Annotated in this window: 12 protein-coding genes; 5 read left to right on the plus strand and 7 right to left on the minus strand. The window is 44.1% G+C overall.

The annotated features are described in order from the left end of the window. Nucleotides 1-385: IS5 family transposase (locus tag BCT34_RS12740; RefSeq protein ID WP_133150997.1), on the minus strand; the 385-nt coding region annotated here is incomplete at its 3' end. 61 nt (nucleotides 386-446) lie between these two features. Here BCT34_RS12740 and BCT34_RS12745 point away from each other — a divergent pair. Together BCT34_RS12745 and BCT34_RS12750 are read left to right on the plus strand one after the other, a co-directional pair. Next, nucleotides 447-1,559: a hypothetical protein gene (locus BCT34_RS12745; protein ID WP_076650655.1), complete on the plus strand. Its 1,113-nt coding sequence runs from the start codon at nucleotides 447-449 to the stop codon at nucleotides 1,557-1,559. Between the two features lie 9 nt (nucleotides 1,560-1,568). Further along, the gene (locus BCT34_RS12750; RefSeq protein WP_076650657.1) at nucleotides 1,569-1,979 is read left to right on the plus strand and encodes a phosphate ABC transporter substrate-binding protein; all 411 of its coding nucleotides are present in this window, start codon (nucleotides 1,569-1,571) and stop codon (nucleotides 1,977-1,979) included. A 110-nt stretch (nucleotides 1,980-2,089) separates the two neighbouring features. Here the strand turns inward: BCT34_RS12750 and BCT34_RS12755 are convergent, their stop codons facing one another. Both BCT34_RS12755 and BCT34_RS12760 read right to left on the minus strand, forming a co-directional pair. Next, nucleotides 2,090-3,640, minus strand: coding sequence for a DHA2 family efflux MFS transporter permease subunit (locus BCT34_RS12755; protein WP_076650658.1), 1,551 nt, complete (start codon nucleotides 3,638-3,640; stop codon nucleotides 2,090-2,092). 2 nt (nucleotides 3,641-3,642) lie between these two features. Then, nucleotides 3,643-4,707 carry an HlyD family secretion protein gene (locus BCT34_RS12760; RefSeq protein ID WP_076650660.1) on the minus strand — a complete coding sequence of 355 codons (1,065 nt, stop codon included), beginning with the start codon at nucleotides 4,705-4,707 and terminating at the stop codon, nucleotides 3,643-3,645. 127 nt (nucleotides 4,708-4,834) lie between these two features. Here BCT34_RS12760 and BCT34_RS12765 point away from each other — a divergent pair, with 127 nt between their 5' ends. Beyond that, the gene (locus tag BCT34_RS12765) at nucleotides 4,835-5,752 is read left to right on the plus strand and encodes a LysR family transcriptional regulator (RefSeq protein ID WP_076650661.1); all 918 of its coding nucleotides are present in this window, start codon (nucleotides 4,835-4,837) and stop codon (nucleotides 5,750-5,752) included. Between the two features lie 56 nt (nucleotides 5,753-5,808). Here BCT34_RS12765 and BCT34_RS12770 read toward each other — a convergent pair whose 3' ends face one another. The 4 genes from BCT34_RS12770 to BCT34_RS12785 all read right to left on the minus strand — a co-directional run bounded on the left by BCT34_RS12770 (nucleotide 5,809) and on the right by BCT34_RS12785 (nucleotide 11,144). Beyond that, nucleotides 5,809-8,187 carry a glycoside hydrolase gene (locus BCT34_RS12770; protein ID WP_076650662.1) on the minus strand — a complete coding sequence of 793 codons (2,379 nt, stop codon included), beginning with the start codon at nucleotides 8,185-8,187 and terminating at the stop codon, nucleotides 5,809-5,811. A 110-nt stretch (nucleotides 8,188-8,297) separates the two neighbouring features. Beyond that, complete coding sequence (locus BCT34_RS12775; protein ID WP_076650663.1) at nucleotides 8,298-9,110, minus strand: DUF2861 family protein; 813 nt, start codon at nucleotides 9,108-9,110, stop codon at nucleotides 8,298-8,300. Next, a complete protein-coding gene (locus BCT34_RS12780; protein ID WP_076650665.1) occupies nucleotides 9,110-9,757 on the minus strand; it encodes a response regulator transcription factor in 648 nt (215 codons plus the stop codon). Before BCT34_RS12780 ends, BCT34_RS12775 begins: the two co-directional genes overlap by 1 nt. After that, on the minus strand, nucleotides 9,735-11,144 hold the full coding sequence (locus tag BCT34_RS12785) for a DUF3404 domain-containing protein (protein ID WP_076650666.1): 1,410 nt from the start codon (nucleotides 11,142-11,144) through the stop codon (nucleotides 9,735-9,737). The genes BCT34_RS12780 and BCT34_RS12785 overlap by 23 nt, the downstream gene beginning before the upstream one ends. Before the next feature lie 244 nt (nucleotides 11,145-11,388). On the opposite strand from BCT34_RS12785, the gene BCT34_RS12790 reads away from it, so the two are divergent. Continuing rightward, a complete protein-coding gene (locus BCT34_RS12790; RefSeq protein WP_076650667.1) occupies nucleotides 11,389-11,922 on the plus strand; it encodes a YbhB/YbcL family Raf kinase inhibitor-like protein in 534 nt (177 codons plus the stop codon). 54 nt (nucleotides 11,923-11,976) lie between these two features. Continuing rightward, nucleotides 11,977-12,774: a helix-turn-helix transcriptional regulator gene (locus BCT34_RS12795; RefSeq protein ID WP_102305856.1), complete on the plus strand. Its 798-nt coding sequence runs from the start codon at nucleotides 11,977-11,979 to the stop codon at nucleotides 12,772-12,774. Nucleotides 12,775-12,880 lie beyond the last annotated feature (106 nt).

Here is a 12,880-nt window from a genome sequence, read left to right on the forward strand (position 1 = left end):
CGCCATAAACCTTAAGGCCAGTAGCATCAATGGCTAGATGCTGTATCGCTCCTCTCGTTTTAGTCTTAAATGAAACCTCAACTTGCTTGGCTCTACGACTGATGCAGGTGTAATGCGGACAACTTAACGGTACATGGGTTAGCCTAAATATCGAGTCGATAAATCCTTGAAGCGCTCTCAATGGCATAGAAAAAACTCGTTTGACCATAAGTGCTGTCGTAATAGCTAAATCACTGAACCGACGTGGCCTCCCGCGCTTATTCTGTTTGCTTTGCGTCCACCCACTTATTGCTTCTTCATCAATCCAAAAGGTCAGAGAACCACGGTTTATTAAGGCTTTGTTGTATTGCGTCCAGTTAGTTGTTTTGTAACGAGGTTTAGGCATAGAGCTTCGAGAGAGAGAGTGGACGTAACTGATCAGATCGTAGGTTCTGGATTTAGTTCCAATGAATTACGCAACAAAGCCCGCTAATGCTGCAAGTATGGAAGATATTAATATCAGTGGTTTTGGTTCCGTAGGTATCGGCAAAGCGAACAATGATGTTAATTATGCGGGGTACACGAGTGAAAACCTTCAGTGGGAGCAAGAAACGCTTGCTGGTCTTCAGTTTGACTTCCAGGTGAATGAGAGAGCGAAATTCGTTACTCAGATCGTTGCGAACAGTCGCTATGATTACGAACCAAAGATCGAGATGGCTTATGCATCGTACGACTTTGATAGTTTTACAGCTCGCGCTGGTAAGTTGCGTTTGCCTCTGTTCTTCTATTCTGACTATACGGATCTAGGTTACGCATATCCTATGATTCGCCCGTCTCAAGAGCTATATGAAAACATCGTTCTAAAAAACTACACCGGTATTGATTTATTGATCCCTGTGGAGTTAGAAAATTCAAGCTTACTGATTCAACCTGTTGTTGGGGTCGGCACGATCGATGAAGACGATTCGATCGTTGGCGAAGTTAAGCTCGATAAATTGATGGGTTTAAGTGCGAACTGGAACGTCAACGATTTCACATTCCGCGGCTCTTACTTTGTCGCTGAGTCAAATCCATCTTGTGATTTTAAGACATCTTCTGATGTTTACTGCCAAATGGCTGAGATGTTGGATAGCAAAGACGGTCAGTTTATTTCACTTGGTGCGCAATATGATAACGGTGATTTAATCGCAAACATCGAAGGTGCGGATGTACAGCTTGATGGTGAGTTTTATGATTACCAATCTATTTCAACATTGATTGGTTATAGAGTGAATGAGTTTACCCCGTACTTTACTGTTAACTGGGTTGAAACAACAGATAACGAAGAGCGTGTGAATCTACCTTCTTCATCTCTAAGAGAAGCAATGAACTACGAGAGATTGTCTTATGCAGTTGGTTCTCGCTGGGATTTTGCTAAGAACATGTCGCTTAAAGTCGATGTGACTTATGTTGACTACAAAGGTACCAGCGGTGGCTTCCAAGAGAATATAGAAACTACCGCAAATCCATTCGTCGCAACGGGCAATTTCTTTGAAGATGATTCAATCTTGTATTCAGCTAAATTAGATTTCGTATTCTAAGGTATCAGTATGAAAAAGATACTTACGCTTATGGCAGCAACATTCATTTCGTTTAATGCTTCTGCAGGTATGGTTGTTATCGGCAATAGCGCAGGTGTTGACGCTTTATCGAGCGCGGATGTGAAAAAATTATTCATGGGTAAATCAAACCAACTGGGTAATGGTAGCAAAGCGCAAATTGTAGAACTTGTTGATGGTGCCGCTGGTCGTATTGCTTTCCATGAAGTAGCAACGGGACGCTCTGAATCTCAACTGCAATCAGCGTGGGCTCGTTTGGTATTTACTGGTAAAGCAGAAGCCCCTGTTCAAGTTGCAGATTACAGCGCCGTTATTAATCACGTTTCTTCAAACGCCAATGCTATTGGTTATGTTGACGAATCTGCGTTGAGTGGTGATGTGAAAGTACTGTTTAAGTACTAACTGTTTTCTCTTAAGAAACGGCAATTCAAACAATAAAAGCCCGGTAACTGATTGGTTACCGGGCTTCATATTTTTGTGTGGTTAAATCTAGGATGACATTGGTTTTAGGTTTAATCTCTCATAGTCAATATCAATACTGCAGCTAGAGCCAAGAATGCCGTCATCATTAAGAACACATCATTGTAAGCCATGATGGCAGCGTCACGTTGCATTGTTCCAAGTAAGCTTGCTTGCGCTTGTTGCATCGCAGTTGCGGCATCACTTCCTGACTGAATAAAAAACGCTTGTTGCTGCTGAAGCGTTTGCCAACCTAGTTGACTCACTGAAGGCAACGATTCTTTAATGTGAGCCAAATGCTCACGCGTTTTGTTGTCGAGTAGCGTAGCGATTATCGCGATACTGAAAGCACCGCCCAAGTTTCGCATTACGTTGGTTAAGGTTGATGCGTCTGGCGTGTCCATTTTGCTGATGTTTTTCATTGCCACCAAAGACAGCGGCACCATGATAAACGGGCTACCAATAGCACGTAGAACCATAGATAAAATCAGCTGTTGGCCACCAAAGTCGATCGTCATATGTGTATTCACATAACAACTTAAACCAAACATCGCGAAACCAAAGGTCACCAAGTATTTAGGCTTAACGACTTGAGTTAGTTTGGGTACGATTGGGAAGATTAACAGTTGTGGGAAACCCATCCACATCAGTACTTCACCAATTTCCATCGCGTTATATTGCTGAATTTGAGTGAGGTACATTGGTAACACATAAATAGAGCCAAGCAGTGCCATACCGAGAATCAAATAGGCGATACAAGACATCGCAAACTGTCCATTTCGCAATAGCCGCAAGTTGACCAGTGGTTTTTTGTGTTGGATCTCGTTTATCACGAAATAAACCAAACTCACCGCAGACACAATACTCAAGCCAACGATAAAGCTCGAGCTGAACCACTCTTCACGGTTACCTTCTTCTAATACGACTTCTAAACAACCTAACCCCAAGGCCATGGTTCCGATACCGAACCAATCGGCTTTTTTAAGCGTACCAAGGTCAAGCTTTTCGTCGTCTAAGCCATATCGGATCATGGTGATCACAAGCAAAGCCGGTGGAATATTGATGTAGAAGATATAGTGCCACGAGAAATTCTCCGTCAGCCAGCCACCGAATGTTGGGCCGATCGATGGAGCGAAGGTTGCGGTTACACCAAATAAGGCCATACCTACAGCGCGTTTGTTGATTGGCAGCAGCTGAATAACCAGTGAGAATGCGAGTGGGATTAAAGCACCACCACTAAAACCTTGCATCGCACGGAACACGATCATCGAGGTCATGTTCCATGAGAATGAACACAACAAAGATGAAATTGTGAAGATTGCTGTGGTCCACGTTAAATAACGGCGTTTACCAAGTGCTTTTGAAAGCCAACCACTGAGCGGTATAGCGATCATTTCTGCGACTAGGTAAGAGGTCGAAATCCACGAGCTTTCATCCAAGGTAGCCGAAAGCGCACCTTGAATATCTTTCAGAGACGAGTTGGTGATCTGGATATCCAAGATCGCCATAAACGCGCCAATTAGACCACCAAACAGAGCTATCCAATGGCGTCTTGGTACCTCGTTCTCTTCATTGGTAGGGGTTATAACCGCAGCGCTACTCATGATTAGCCTCGTTTATCGATTGTCGCAACGACAGATAAACCAGGAAGCAATCGGCCTTTGAGATCTTTTTGATCTGGAATGGTAATTTTTACAGGCACACGTTGAACGATTTTAGTGAAGTTACCTGTTGCGTTCTCTGGTGGTAGTAGGGCGAATTTCGCTCCAGTAGCAGGAGAGAAACTATCAACGACGCCTTCAAGAGGTTGTCCTGGGAATGCATCCAACTCTACTTCCACACTCTGACCTTTATGAATCCCGCTTAGCTGTGTTTCTTTGAAGTTTGCTTCGATCCACACTTGATTATTTGGCACCAAACTCATAAGCGGAGCACCTGCTTGAATCAATAAGCCTTCACGAACACTGCGTTTACCAATTACGCCGTCTGCAGGGGCGTATACTTTGGTGTAATCTAGGTTAAGCTGAGCTTGCTCTTGAAGCGCTCTGGCTTCAGTTACTGACGCTTTTGCTTGTTCGATTTCGCTCGCTATAACGACCAACTGATCATTGGTTGCGACGAGGTTTGCTTTTGCTTCTTCTAAGTCCGCTTGAGTCACTTTTTGTTGTGCAACCATGCTGTCGACTTCATCTTGCGAAGCGTAATTACGTTTCAACAAGCTGCGAGAGCGAACAACTTGTTGAATGGCACGTTCGTATTCAGCTTCAGCAGAATCGACACCACTTTTGGCTTGGTTGATTTTGCTACGTTGTAACGTTTCTTGTGCCATTAAATTTTTAACGTCTGATTGCACGACGCTTAAATGGGCGTTTGCTTGAGCGAGTGCTGACTGGTAATCACGATCATCGATTTGAACTAACAAATCACCTTCTTTAACCGATTGGTTGTCGCTTACGTAAGACTTAAAGATATAGCCAGAGACCTTAGGGCTAATATTAGTGATGTCGCCTTGTAGGTAGGCATTATCAGTAGATTCAAAGTACTGGCCATAGCCGTACCAATATCCAGCACCGGCCAAACCCAATGACAGCATGATCGCAGTTGCAATAAGCGGAGCTTTTTTACGTTTTTTTGTGCTTACTGTTTGCGAAGTGGTGTTGTTCTCTGTCATTTTTATTTCTCATTTTGTTTTTATTTAGATGTAACGAATTGTAAATGAATTCGATTGATTGATAAGATAGGAATAAAGGGAAACACTGTTGCAAAAATCTAACTAATAGAGCTTTGGGAGAAGTACGATGGACTTAAACGCTGTCACTGTTTTTACGCAAGTGGTTGATTGTGGGAGCTTCACACACGCAGCTGAAGCATTGAACATGACCAAGTCGACCGTCAGCCGAAAGCTTGACGAGTTGGAACAGCATTTAGGTGTGAGATTGATCACTCGTTCGACACGAAGTTTAATCTTAACGCCAGAGGGTAAACGCTTTTATCAGTCGAGCATGCAGATGCAAGAGATCATGAACCAAGCCGAGTTAGAGGTTTCTGCCAATCAGGATTTGATTCGAGGGCCGCTCAATGTTGTTTTGCCTGTGGAGTTGGGGCATCAAGTGTTGGCGACTTACATTCATAGTTTCCTTTTAGAGCACCCACATGTGTCGATGAATTTAGAGTTAACCAACCGAGAAGTCGACATCATCGGTGAAGGGATAGACTTATACGCGCAAATCGGTGAATTGGTTGATTCCAATTTAGTTTCTCGATACTTAACCAACTCGATGCGCGCTTTGGTGGCGAGCCCTGACTATTTAGAGCAGTTCGGTGAGATCTCATCACCCGATGACCTTAAACCGCCATTCAGAATGATTGAAGTGGTGAACAAAGCCGCACGTTTACCCAAGTGGCATTTGCAATTGGAAGGCGGTGAGTCGGTTTTGATCGATCTGCCGTGTCAGTTGCGGGTGAATACCATCACTGCATGTTTAACGGCGTGTGTTGATGGGCTTGGCTTGGCAGTGCTTCCGGAGTTCATTTGTCGCGAGCACTTCAAAACAGGCAAGTTGATTCGTTTATTGCCGGAATATCAGATGCCAGAAGTTTCTGTAAGCCTTGTGTATGCCGACAGGCAGCTGATGCCGAAACGTAAGAAAGTCTTTATCGATTATCTACTGACTGCCTTTCAAAATAGGAAGCAAAAGCAACTGGGTCATTCTTAGCGATTTAATCAGTGCTTAGGTTTCCTATTTTTCGTTATTGTCTAAACGTATCGACGTTAACGGTAGCTGGGCTGCCAGTCGATGACCTGTGTATTCGCGAGTATAGCTTTGACCGACAGGGCCGCAATATTGATATCATTGTGACGAAACACTTTGTTGGAGAAGTTCGCAATGATCTTACTCCCGTCACTGAACTCAGTTTGTTGAATATCGCCATTTTTGTCTAACCAGTCGAAATCGACCAACTGCTTATCCCATAACTGCTTGTGCATCGGTTCAAAGCCATCTTGATAGTGCTTCAATGCCTTAAGCCTTGGGCTTGAACTTGATAAAGCCTCATCTCTGGTTAAATGAACCATCGCTGGCGTGTTGTACAGCATGGCAGTTAGATCGCGATTTGCTTGTACATTGGTGAACTTAAGACTATCTGAATGCCAATGGTGCGTGTTGATCACTTCATCATGGAAAACCGCTTGGTACAGCGGGATTCGATATTGAGGCAAAAACAGTAGTGACCTGTAGGGCTCTTTAACCTCGGCAGGTTTAAAGAAGAAGTCGGGCTTGTGGTCTGGATACCAACGGCCTAAGTAAAAGGGAGACTGACGATTCTCTTTCATGTCTTTATCTGTCCAACCAAATCCAACCGTTTCTAAGCCATGTGCAAACACAATGCCCTTTGTCGTCGGGGCATTGCCATCTTCAGAACCAAGCAACAAATTTGGTTGGTCACTTAGCCACTGCATTCGCTTATTGAAGGCAACGAGCATCTGTGACTCACTGGTATTATCACGGTAATCTTCACGTGCCATTGCAGTTGCATCAACATCTAAGAACAAGCTGTCGAAGTTACCGAATCTCATAATGTCTTGAGCACGCTGCTTTACGTAATCTAAATGACAATTCGGGTTTAAATAAAAACCGTTCCCTCGAAACCCTTTTTTTAAGCTGCCATCTGACAACTCAATGGCACAACTCTGACGCATCGGCTCTGGCAATTGAGCGGTTAGCCAGTTGTCGTTCAGCTTGGCAGGAATGGCTGTGTTGTAAGAGTCGTAGGTACCGACGAGGTATCCGGACTGTTTTGCCTGAGTAACAGCGTTAGGTTGATAAAATGCTGGCATCCAGTTGTCGAACCCGAGCCAAAGTTTGTTTAATCCTGCCTTATTCAGATTGGCGACCATATCTGAAGACAGCGCTTGTCCCCAAGTGTCTGACGAGTTTAAGTATGGGGAGGCGTGTTCAACCAACCAATTTTTCTTATTTTGTGCTGCCTTGTATTGTGCTTTTATGGTGTTGTTTTCTAGTGTCGGTTTATCAACAGGAAATAGTTCCTGCAATGACTGGCTGATAGAGTCCAACAATAGTTGTTTGTGGTGCTGACTGAACCAACCTTTGCCCTTGGAGAGTGATGAAAGCTCTTTTTTCGCTTCCGCAGAAACACTGAGTTTAGAATTCTCTAAATACCACGCTTTTAATCCCCACCAGTCACTGACATCTTGGATGCTCAATGGATCTTTACCAAACAGGTAAACGTGGCTAGCGCCGATTAGCTTACTCACATCTGGGTTGCGCTTTTGTTTGGCAACCAGTGTTTCAGAATAGTCATTTTCGATGCGCCATTCGCGATAGTGTTTTGCTCCATCTAACCATGAGTCACTAAGGGTGATATGAACGACAAAAGGCTGCGATTGATTGAGCATCGTAAATTGGTGTGATGCTTTCATGTCAATTTTGGTTTTTGAATGAGAAGAGGTATCTGAGGCTGCATCTGAAAAGAGCAGTTGATTATTGGTCGCATTAACCATCTGATAGCTAATGAAGCGGTTGTTTTGCTGCACCGTCCAAAAAGGTATCTTTAGATCTTGAGTGGTGTTGCTTCCAGAATGGTTGCCTACGAGATAGTTTGCCCAAAGCTTGTTATCAGTAGGTATACGCATGCCTTCGCTAAAGGGTAGAAATAGTGTCTGAGTTTGTTTTTCAGCAAGATCAAACCACGCCAACTTAATGGGTTCGTTTCGTTTTACCTGAATATTCGAAGGTAAGCTGAACTGAAAAGTGAGCTGGTCTTGATTAAGCTCTGCTTCAACGTCTATCCCACTAGGCACTAAGGTCCAAGTTGCGATTCTTGCTGAGCCAGTTTTATCGGAAAAGCCAATGACAAGATTGGTCGCTCTCTGCGGTTGGCTATCAACGGTGAGAGCACCGCTGTTTACACTTAAGCCGTTCCAATCTATCTCTAAAGTATTTGATGAAATAGAGACAGTATTGTTGGTAGTGGTGGTGTTTGCGTTGTTGCTAATACTGTTTCCACTAAAGTTGTTGTTACTGGTGAGCGTGAATTGGCTCGCTTGTGTATTGGATGAAAACAAGCAAGTTGTAGTTAAAGCCAGAATGGCAAAAGTAGAAAGATTGAGTGGGTGACGTACGCTGAGCATATCTAGATTCCGTAAAGGGTAAGTACGGTTATTACATCCAAGTAGCGTTAGTGCTTTGTCACCTATATGTCTCTATTTTCTATTTTCTATTTGGATTTACTGGTGTTCATTTAGAAAGGCACCGCGACTCGCTGTACATATTGGACTTCAATAGCACCTTGATATTCAAACACCTCAACCGAAGCACTCAAATGTTTGGCTATAGCTCCTAGTGGACTTTCTGTGGGAACGGGTGCTTGCGTTGTTTTGATTGGCACTTTGTAACCTAATAGCTTGTAGTTTTCATCAAACCATTGCCAACTCACATTAGCGTCAGGGCAGCTGTCGATTACCTTTGGAGGTGAGAGGACGATATGCGGCTCGCTGAGTTTACTTTCGAGCGTTAACCATCGATTGCTGTCATTTAAAGCGACAACAATGGGGTAGTGGTTTGAACCTATTTTTAATTGATAGACACCAGATTCGGGTTTGACGAACATTTCATTGGTTTCAATCTCTTGATACTCATTATTGGAAGCGAGTTGCCCTTCGAGAAGGACTTTGCCTTTAGGCGATACTAGAGAAATAGCCTGGTTTTCTGAGGCTTTGCTGAGCTGTTCTGCAGACACTTTAATTTGATAACCGTGCGAAGACAGGCCATAGCGTCGAATAAAGCTCACTTGAATGTGGTGTTTGGGCTCAGCACTTTGTTTTAGTGAGGTTCCACATTGAGTTTGGTTTAAGATCTCTTGTTTGACCGGCAGCCAAAGCTCACTATCTAGTGTTTGTTGATTGAGTGCGATTTGAAGCTCTTGCCACGCAACTTGAGGTTGGTCATCAAGCAGCGATTGATAGGTGTGCTGTAATGGCGTGTCGGTAAACCAAGCCGCATGACTTACGAATGGTAATGTGCAGAGCAGTGCGGTCAATGAAGTGACTCTCATTATAATTCTCCAGCCAAGCGGTAACCAACGCCGCGGTGTGTTTCGATATTTAACGTTGGTAATTTCTGACGCAAGCGCAGTATGTGATTATCAATAGTTCGGGTACTAGGAAAAGCTTGATAACCCCAAATTTTATTGAGTAACTCATCTCGGTGAAACACACGGCTTTGGTTCTGAACAAACAATACCAATAGCTGAAACTCTTTAGGTTTTAATGTGATTGGGCTTTCGTCCAGATAAGCGATTCGCTCCGACAAGTTGATTTGGATGTTGGCGTAATTTAAGTGGCTAACACCTAACGGACGAAGCTGAGTAATGACGCGAGCGAGTAATTCATCGTTAGAAAATGGCTTAGTGACGTAATCTTTAGCGCCCGCCATTAACCCTTCAACGCGTTGCTGAACTTCTACTTTAGCGGTTAACACAATCACAGGCAGCGCTTTGAGGAGCAACCAATTTGGAAGGTGTTGCAAGCTGTCGCCGTCTTCAAGCTGTCGGTCTAGTATCACCAGATCGGCTCGAAACCATTGCTTGCTGGCACTCTCTGAATCCTTAGCCCAAAGGCATTGGTAACCATTGGACTCAAAGAAGCTGACGAGCCCTTGTCCAAGCAGATGGTCGTCTTCAATCAGCAGTAGGGTGTTCATAAGCAATTTCCAAAATACAGCGGGTAGGATTACGAAGAATAATGAGGCGGCCATTCGCTTGTTGCATCAAGTGTTCGACAATAGTCAGGCCAATGCCCATGTTATCTTGTTTGTGCGCTTCACTTGGTGTGATACGGGATATGATTCGTTGTATCGGCGAAGGGAAGTGCCCCTCGTCTTGCACTTCAATCGTCAGCTTGTCTCCGAGTTCGGCCTTTACCAAAACCTCACCTTTACCGTGTTGTTTAGCATTCTTGATTAGATTATCCAAGCAGATGGTTAGCCAGTAATAAGGCAAGTTGAGTTCAACTTCACGCGCTTCACATTGATAAGAAATATTGTGTTTATCACATACATGGTCGAGCCACTCTTCTAATGATGCGTTTTGCTTTAACAAAGGTTCTGACTGATCCGAACTTAAGTACACTTTGCTGTTTTCGGTGAGCTGAGAGAGCCTTTGATAGTCAGATATTAAGCGCCAAACCGCACTTTGAGTCTCATCAGAAAAGTCATCGTAGCGATTTCGGAACATCTCGACGGTCAAGCCTAGGCTAGTAATGGGCGTGCGCAGCTCATGAGTAAGAAGCTGTAAAACGAACTGCCTCTCTTTGCGCTGTTTTGTTCTTAGGTATAAGGCTCTACCGAGCCCGGAAAGCAACGTTAACAGCAATAAAAAGATCAATGTTTTCATGACCAGGTTGTCATTGCTAAGCTCGCTTAAGCACAAATTGCTGTAACGAAAAGAGCAGGTTTCACCCGTTAATGATAGCCCTTGCTGTTCTGCGATAGGTTGCCAAACATCTAAGGGAATGGCTTTCCAGCCTTGTTCACCACTTAACCAAAGTACATCGTCTTGCTGCCAAGCGCGGTACCCATTGAGTAGTGCTTCTCTGCCTTGAGCGGATAGTGCTGCTAGCTTGGAATATAAAGGGTGTTGAGGGTTGGTAATACTCAAAAATGGGCGAATTTGCTCGCCTACGTCTGGGTAAGTTGCCAAATAACGATCAGCAAAACTTCCACCGGCGGGGTGTTGTTTGGAATGCGCTGCAAACCAAATGGAATCCAATGCTTGTTGCTGACAAAAAGCGAGTTCGAACTCGATGGCATCATCTAATGAAGAGTTATTGCTTTCAATCGCTTGGCAATGATCTTGTATGGAAGCTAACGCTGCGATGTCGTCCCAACTGAATTGGTTGAAATCGGGATAGCGACTACTTTCATGAAGCAGAACTTTCGGATACTGAGCCAACGCTTGTTGAGAAACCAAGATTGGGGATGATTGCCAGCTCAGTTGATACAGGGTTTGCCACTTGTCTTGCAAACTTTGGGCATTGGCTAGCATAGGGAGCCAAAGAGTCAAACAAAGGGCTAATGTCAGCCTGCGCATCCAGTTACTCTCGTTAAAAGTTGTTGGGGTGAGTCTAAAGAGTTTTCGACGAGATTTGTAACCTGAATGTCAACAAGTGTTCCTTTAACAACAAATTGTCGAGTGGGTCATGCTTTTAAATAATAAAGTAAAAATACAGTAAGTATCATCTGTTTGGGTTAAATTAGATAATTGTGTACTTATTGTCATTATCGAGTGGGTGGAGAGGACTATACTGGGCTCATACCTAACAAGAGGAACCATCATGAAACTATTCATCAAATCAGTATTGGCAATCAGTGTTTTGGCTGCAGGCTCTGCTCAGGCATTTGAACTCACGAGTAACGATATTCAAGAAGGTCATCCAATGGCGAAGACGTTTGAATATTCTAGCTGGGGTTGTGACGGCGATAACCTATCACCACAATTGATGTGGAAAGACGCACCGGCAGGTACTAAAAGCTTCGCGATTACAGCCTACGACCCGGATGCACCAACCGAAAGCGGTTTTTGGCACTGGGTAGCGTTCGATATTCCTGCAACAGTGAACGAGTTACCTCGTGGTGTCGATATCTCTAAAGTTGGTGGCAAAGAAGGTCGCATTGATTACGGAACAGTTGGTTTCGGTGGCGCTTGTCCTCCTGAAAAAGATGGCATGCACCGTTACCAATTCACGGTTTGGGCATTACCAACGGATAAACTTGACCTAGACGAAAATACACCATCGGCTGTGGTTGGGTTCACGTTGAACAGCATGGCTTTAGACAAAGCGAAACTTACCGCAACCTATACACGTTAATAACCTATGTAGGTTAAAAGCTGATACAAGTACATAATAAGTAAGGGGGATGAGATGAATCATCAATATCAAGTGACGATATTTCGTGCAGAGCAGTTACAAAAACTGCGTAATGTGAGGATTCTATCCCCTAGTATCATTCAGATCATTTCAGGTAGTAAGCGACTGTTTTGGAAAGATTCAGCGGCCGAGCTTTCACATTCTGAGCTGCTATTGTGCGAGGCATCCGCTTCATTAAGCTTTGAGAATATGCCTCAGAAAGGTCGTTTCTTGTCTCGAGTATTCAGCTTTCAACTCCAACCTTCTCAGGCGATGCTTGATCTAAGTGAAGAGCGTTCGAATGACCTAGGGTTGCCCACCGTGCAAGCCGATCGAAACTTACAAGATTCTCTCAACGCTCTGTTTTCGTTTGATACGCAAAGCATGAGCAAAGAGACTCAACAGTTTTGGTTGCAGGGCTTATACCAGCAATTAGCTGAAAAAGGGGTGTTGCATCGATTGTTTGCCAGTGCCAACGTCTCGTTTAGCCAAAAGCTCAGCCATTATCTTTCACATGCACCCGATGAGAAGCACCCGTTAGAGTCGGTGGCGGATCAATTCGCGATGAGCCGAGCGACACTGATTCGAAAGCTCAAGCTGGAAGGTATGCAATATCGTGAAGTGTTGGCTGAAGTTAGGTTGAGTCACGCGCTTTATCTGATGCAAAACGGCCAACAGAATGTGGCGATGTTGGCTCAGTCTTGCGGTTACCAATCGGAAGGGCGTTTTAGTCAGCGCTTTAAAGGTAAATTTGGCTTGTCGCGAAGCGAGTACATTAAAACTGTTACCACCAATGGCGTCGCAAGAATGTAGTCACTTTGACTCACAAAGGCTAGGATGTAGGTCATTGAATCATCTCACAAATACCGTTCTAATAGGCTTATAACCAAGTGATTGAACGAGAGCAGAACGCTCAATA

This window comes from Vibrio sp. 10N.261.45.E2 (assembly GCF_002875705.1).
In the GTDB taxonomy this organism is placed as follows: Bacteria; Pseudomonadota; Gammaproteobacteria; order Enterobacterales; family Vibrionaceae; genus Vibrio.

What these genes read in the sequence shown, in the direction of transcription:
- BCT34_RS12775 (WP_076650663.1), bottom strand. Translation starts at nt 9,110, where the DNA reads ATGAGAGTCACTTCATTGACCGCACTGCTCTGCACATTACCATTCGTA.
- BCT34_RS12765 (WP_076650661.1), top strand. Translation starts at nt 4,835, where the DNA reads ATGGACTTAAACGCTGTCACTGTTTTTACGCAAGTGGTTGATTGTGGG.
- BCT34_RS12755 (WP_076650658.1), bottom strand. Translation starts at nt 3,640, where the DNA reads ATGAGTAGCGCTGCGGTTATAACCCCTACCAATGAAGAGAACGAGGTA.
- BCT34_RS12795 (WP_102305856.1), top strand. Translation starts at nt 11,977, where the DNA reads ATGAATCATCAATATCAAGTGACGATATTTCGTGCAGAGCAGTTACAA.
- BCT34_RS12745 (WP_076650655.1), top strand. Translation starts at nt 447, where the DNA reads ATGAATTACGCAACAAAGCCCGCTAATGCTGCAAGTATGGAAGATATT.
- BCT34_RS12760 (WP_076650660.1), bottom strand. Translation starts at nt 4,707, where the DNA reads ATGACAGAGAACAACACCACTTCGCAAACAGTAAGCACAAAAAAACGT.
- BCT34_RS12790 (WP_076650667.1), top strand. Translation starts at nt 11,389, where the DNA reads ATGAAACTATTCATCAAATCAGTATTGGCAATCAGTGTTTTGGCTGCA.
- BCT34_RS12780 (WP_076650665.1), bottom strand. Translation starts at nt 9,757, where the DNA reads ATGAACACCCTACTGCTGATTGAAGACGACCATCTGCTTGGACAAGGG.
- BCT34_RS12785 (WP_076650666.1), bottom strand. Translation starts at nt 11,144, where the DNA reads ATGCGCAGGCTGACATTAGCCCTTTGTTTGACTCTTTGGCTCCCTATG.
- BCT34_RS12770 (WP_076650662.1), bottom strand. Translation starts at nt 8,187, where the DNA reads ATGCTCAGCGTACGTCACCCACTCAATCTTTCTACTTTTGCCATTCTG.
- BCT34_RS12750 (WP_076650657.1), top strand. Translation starts at nt 1,569, where the DNA reads ATGAAAAAGATACTTACGCTTATGGCAGCAACATTCATTTCGTTTAAT.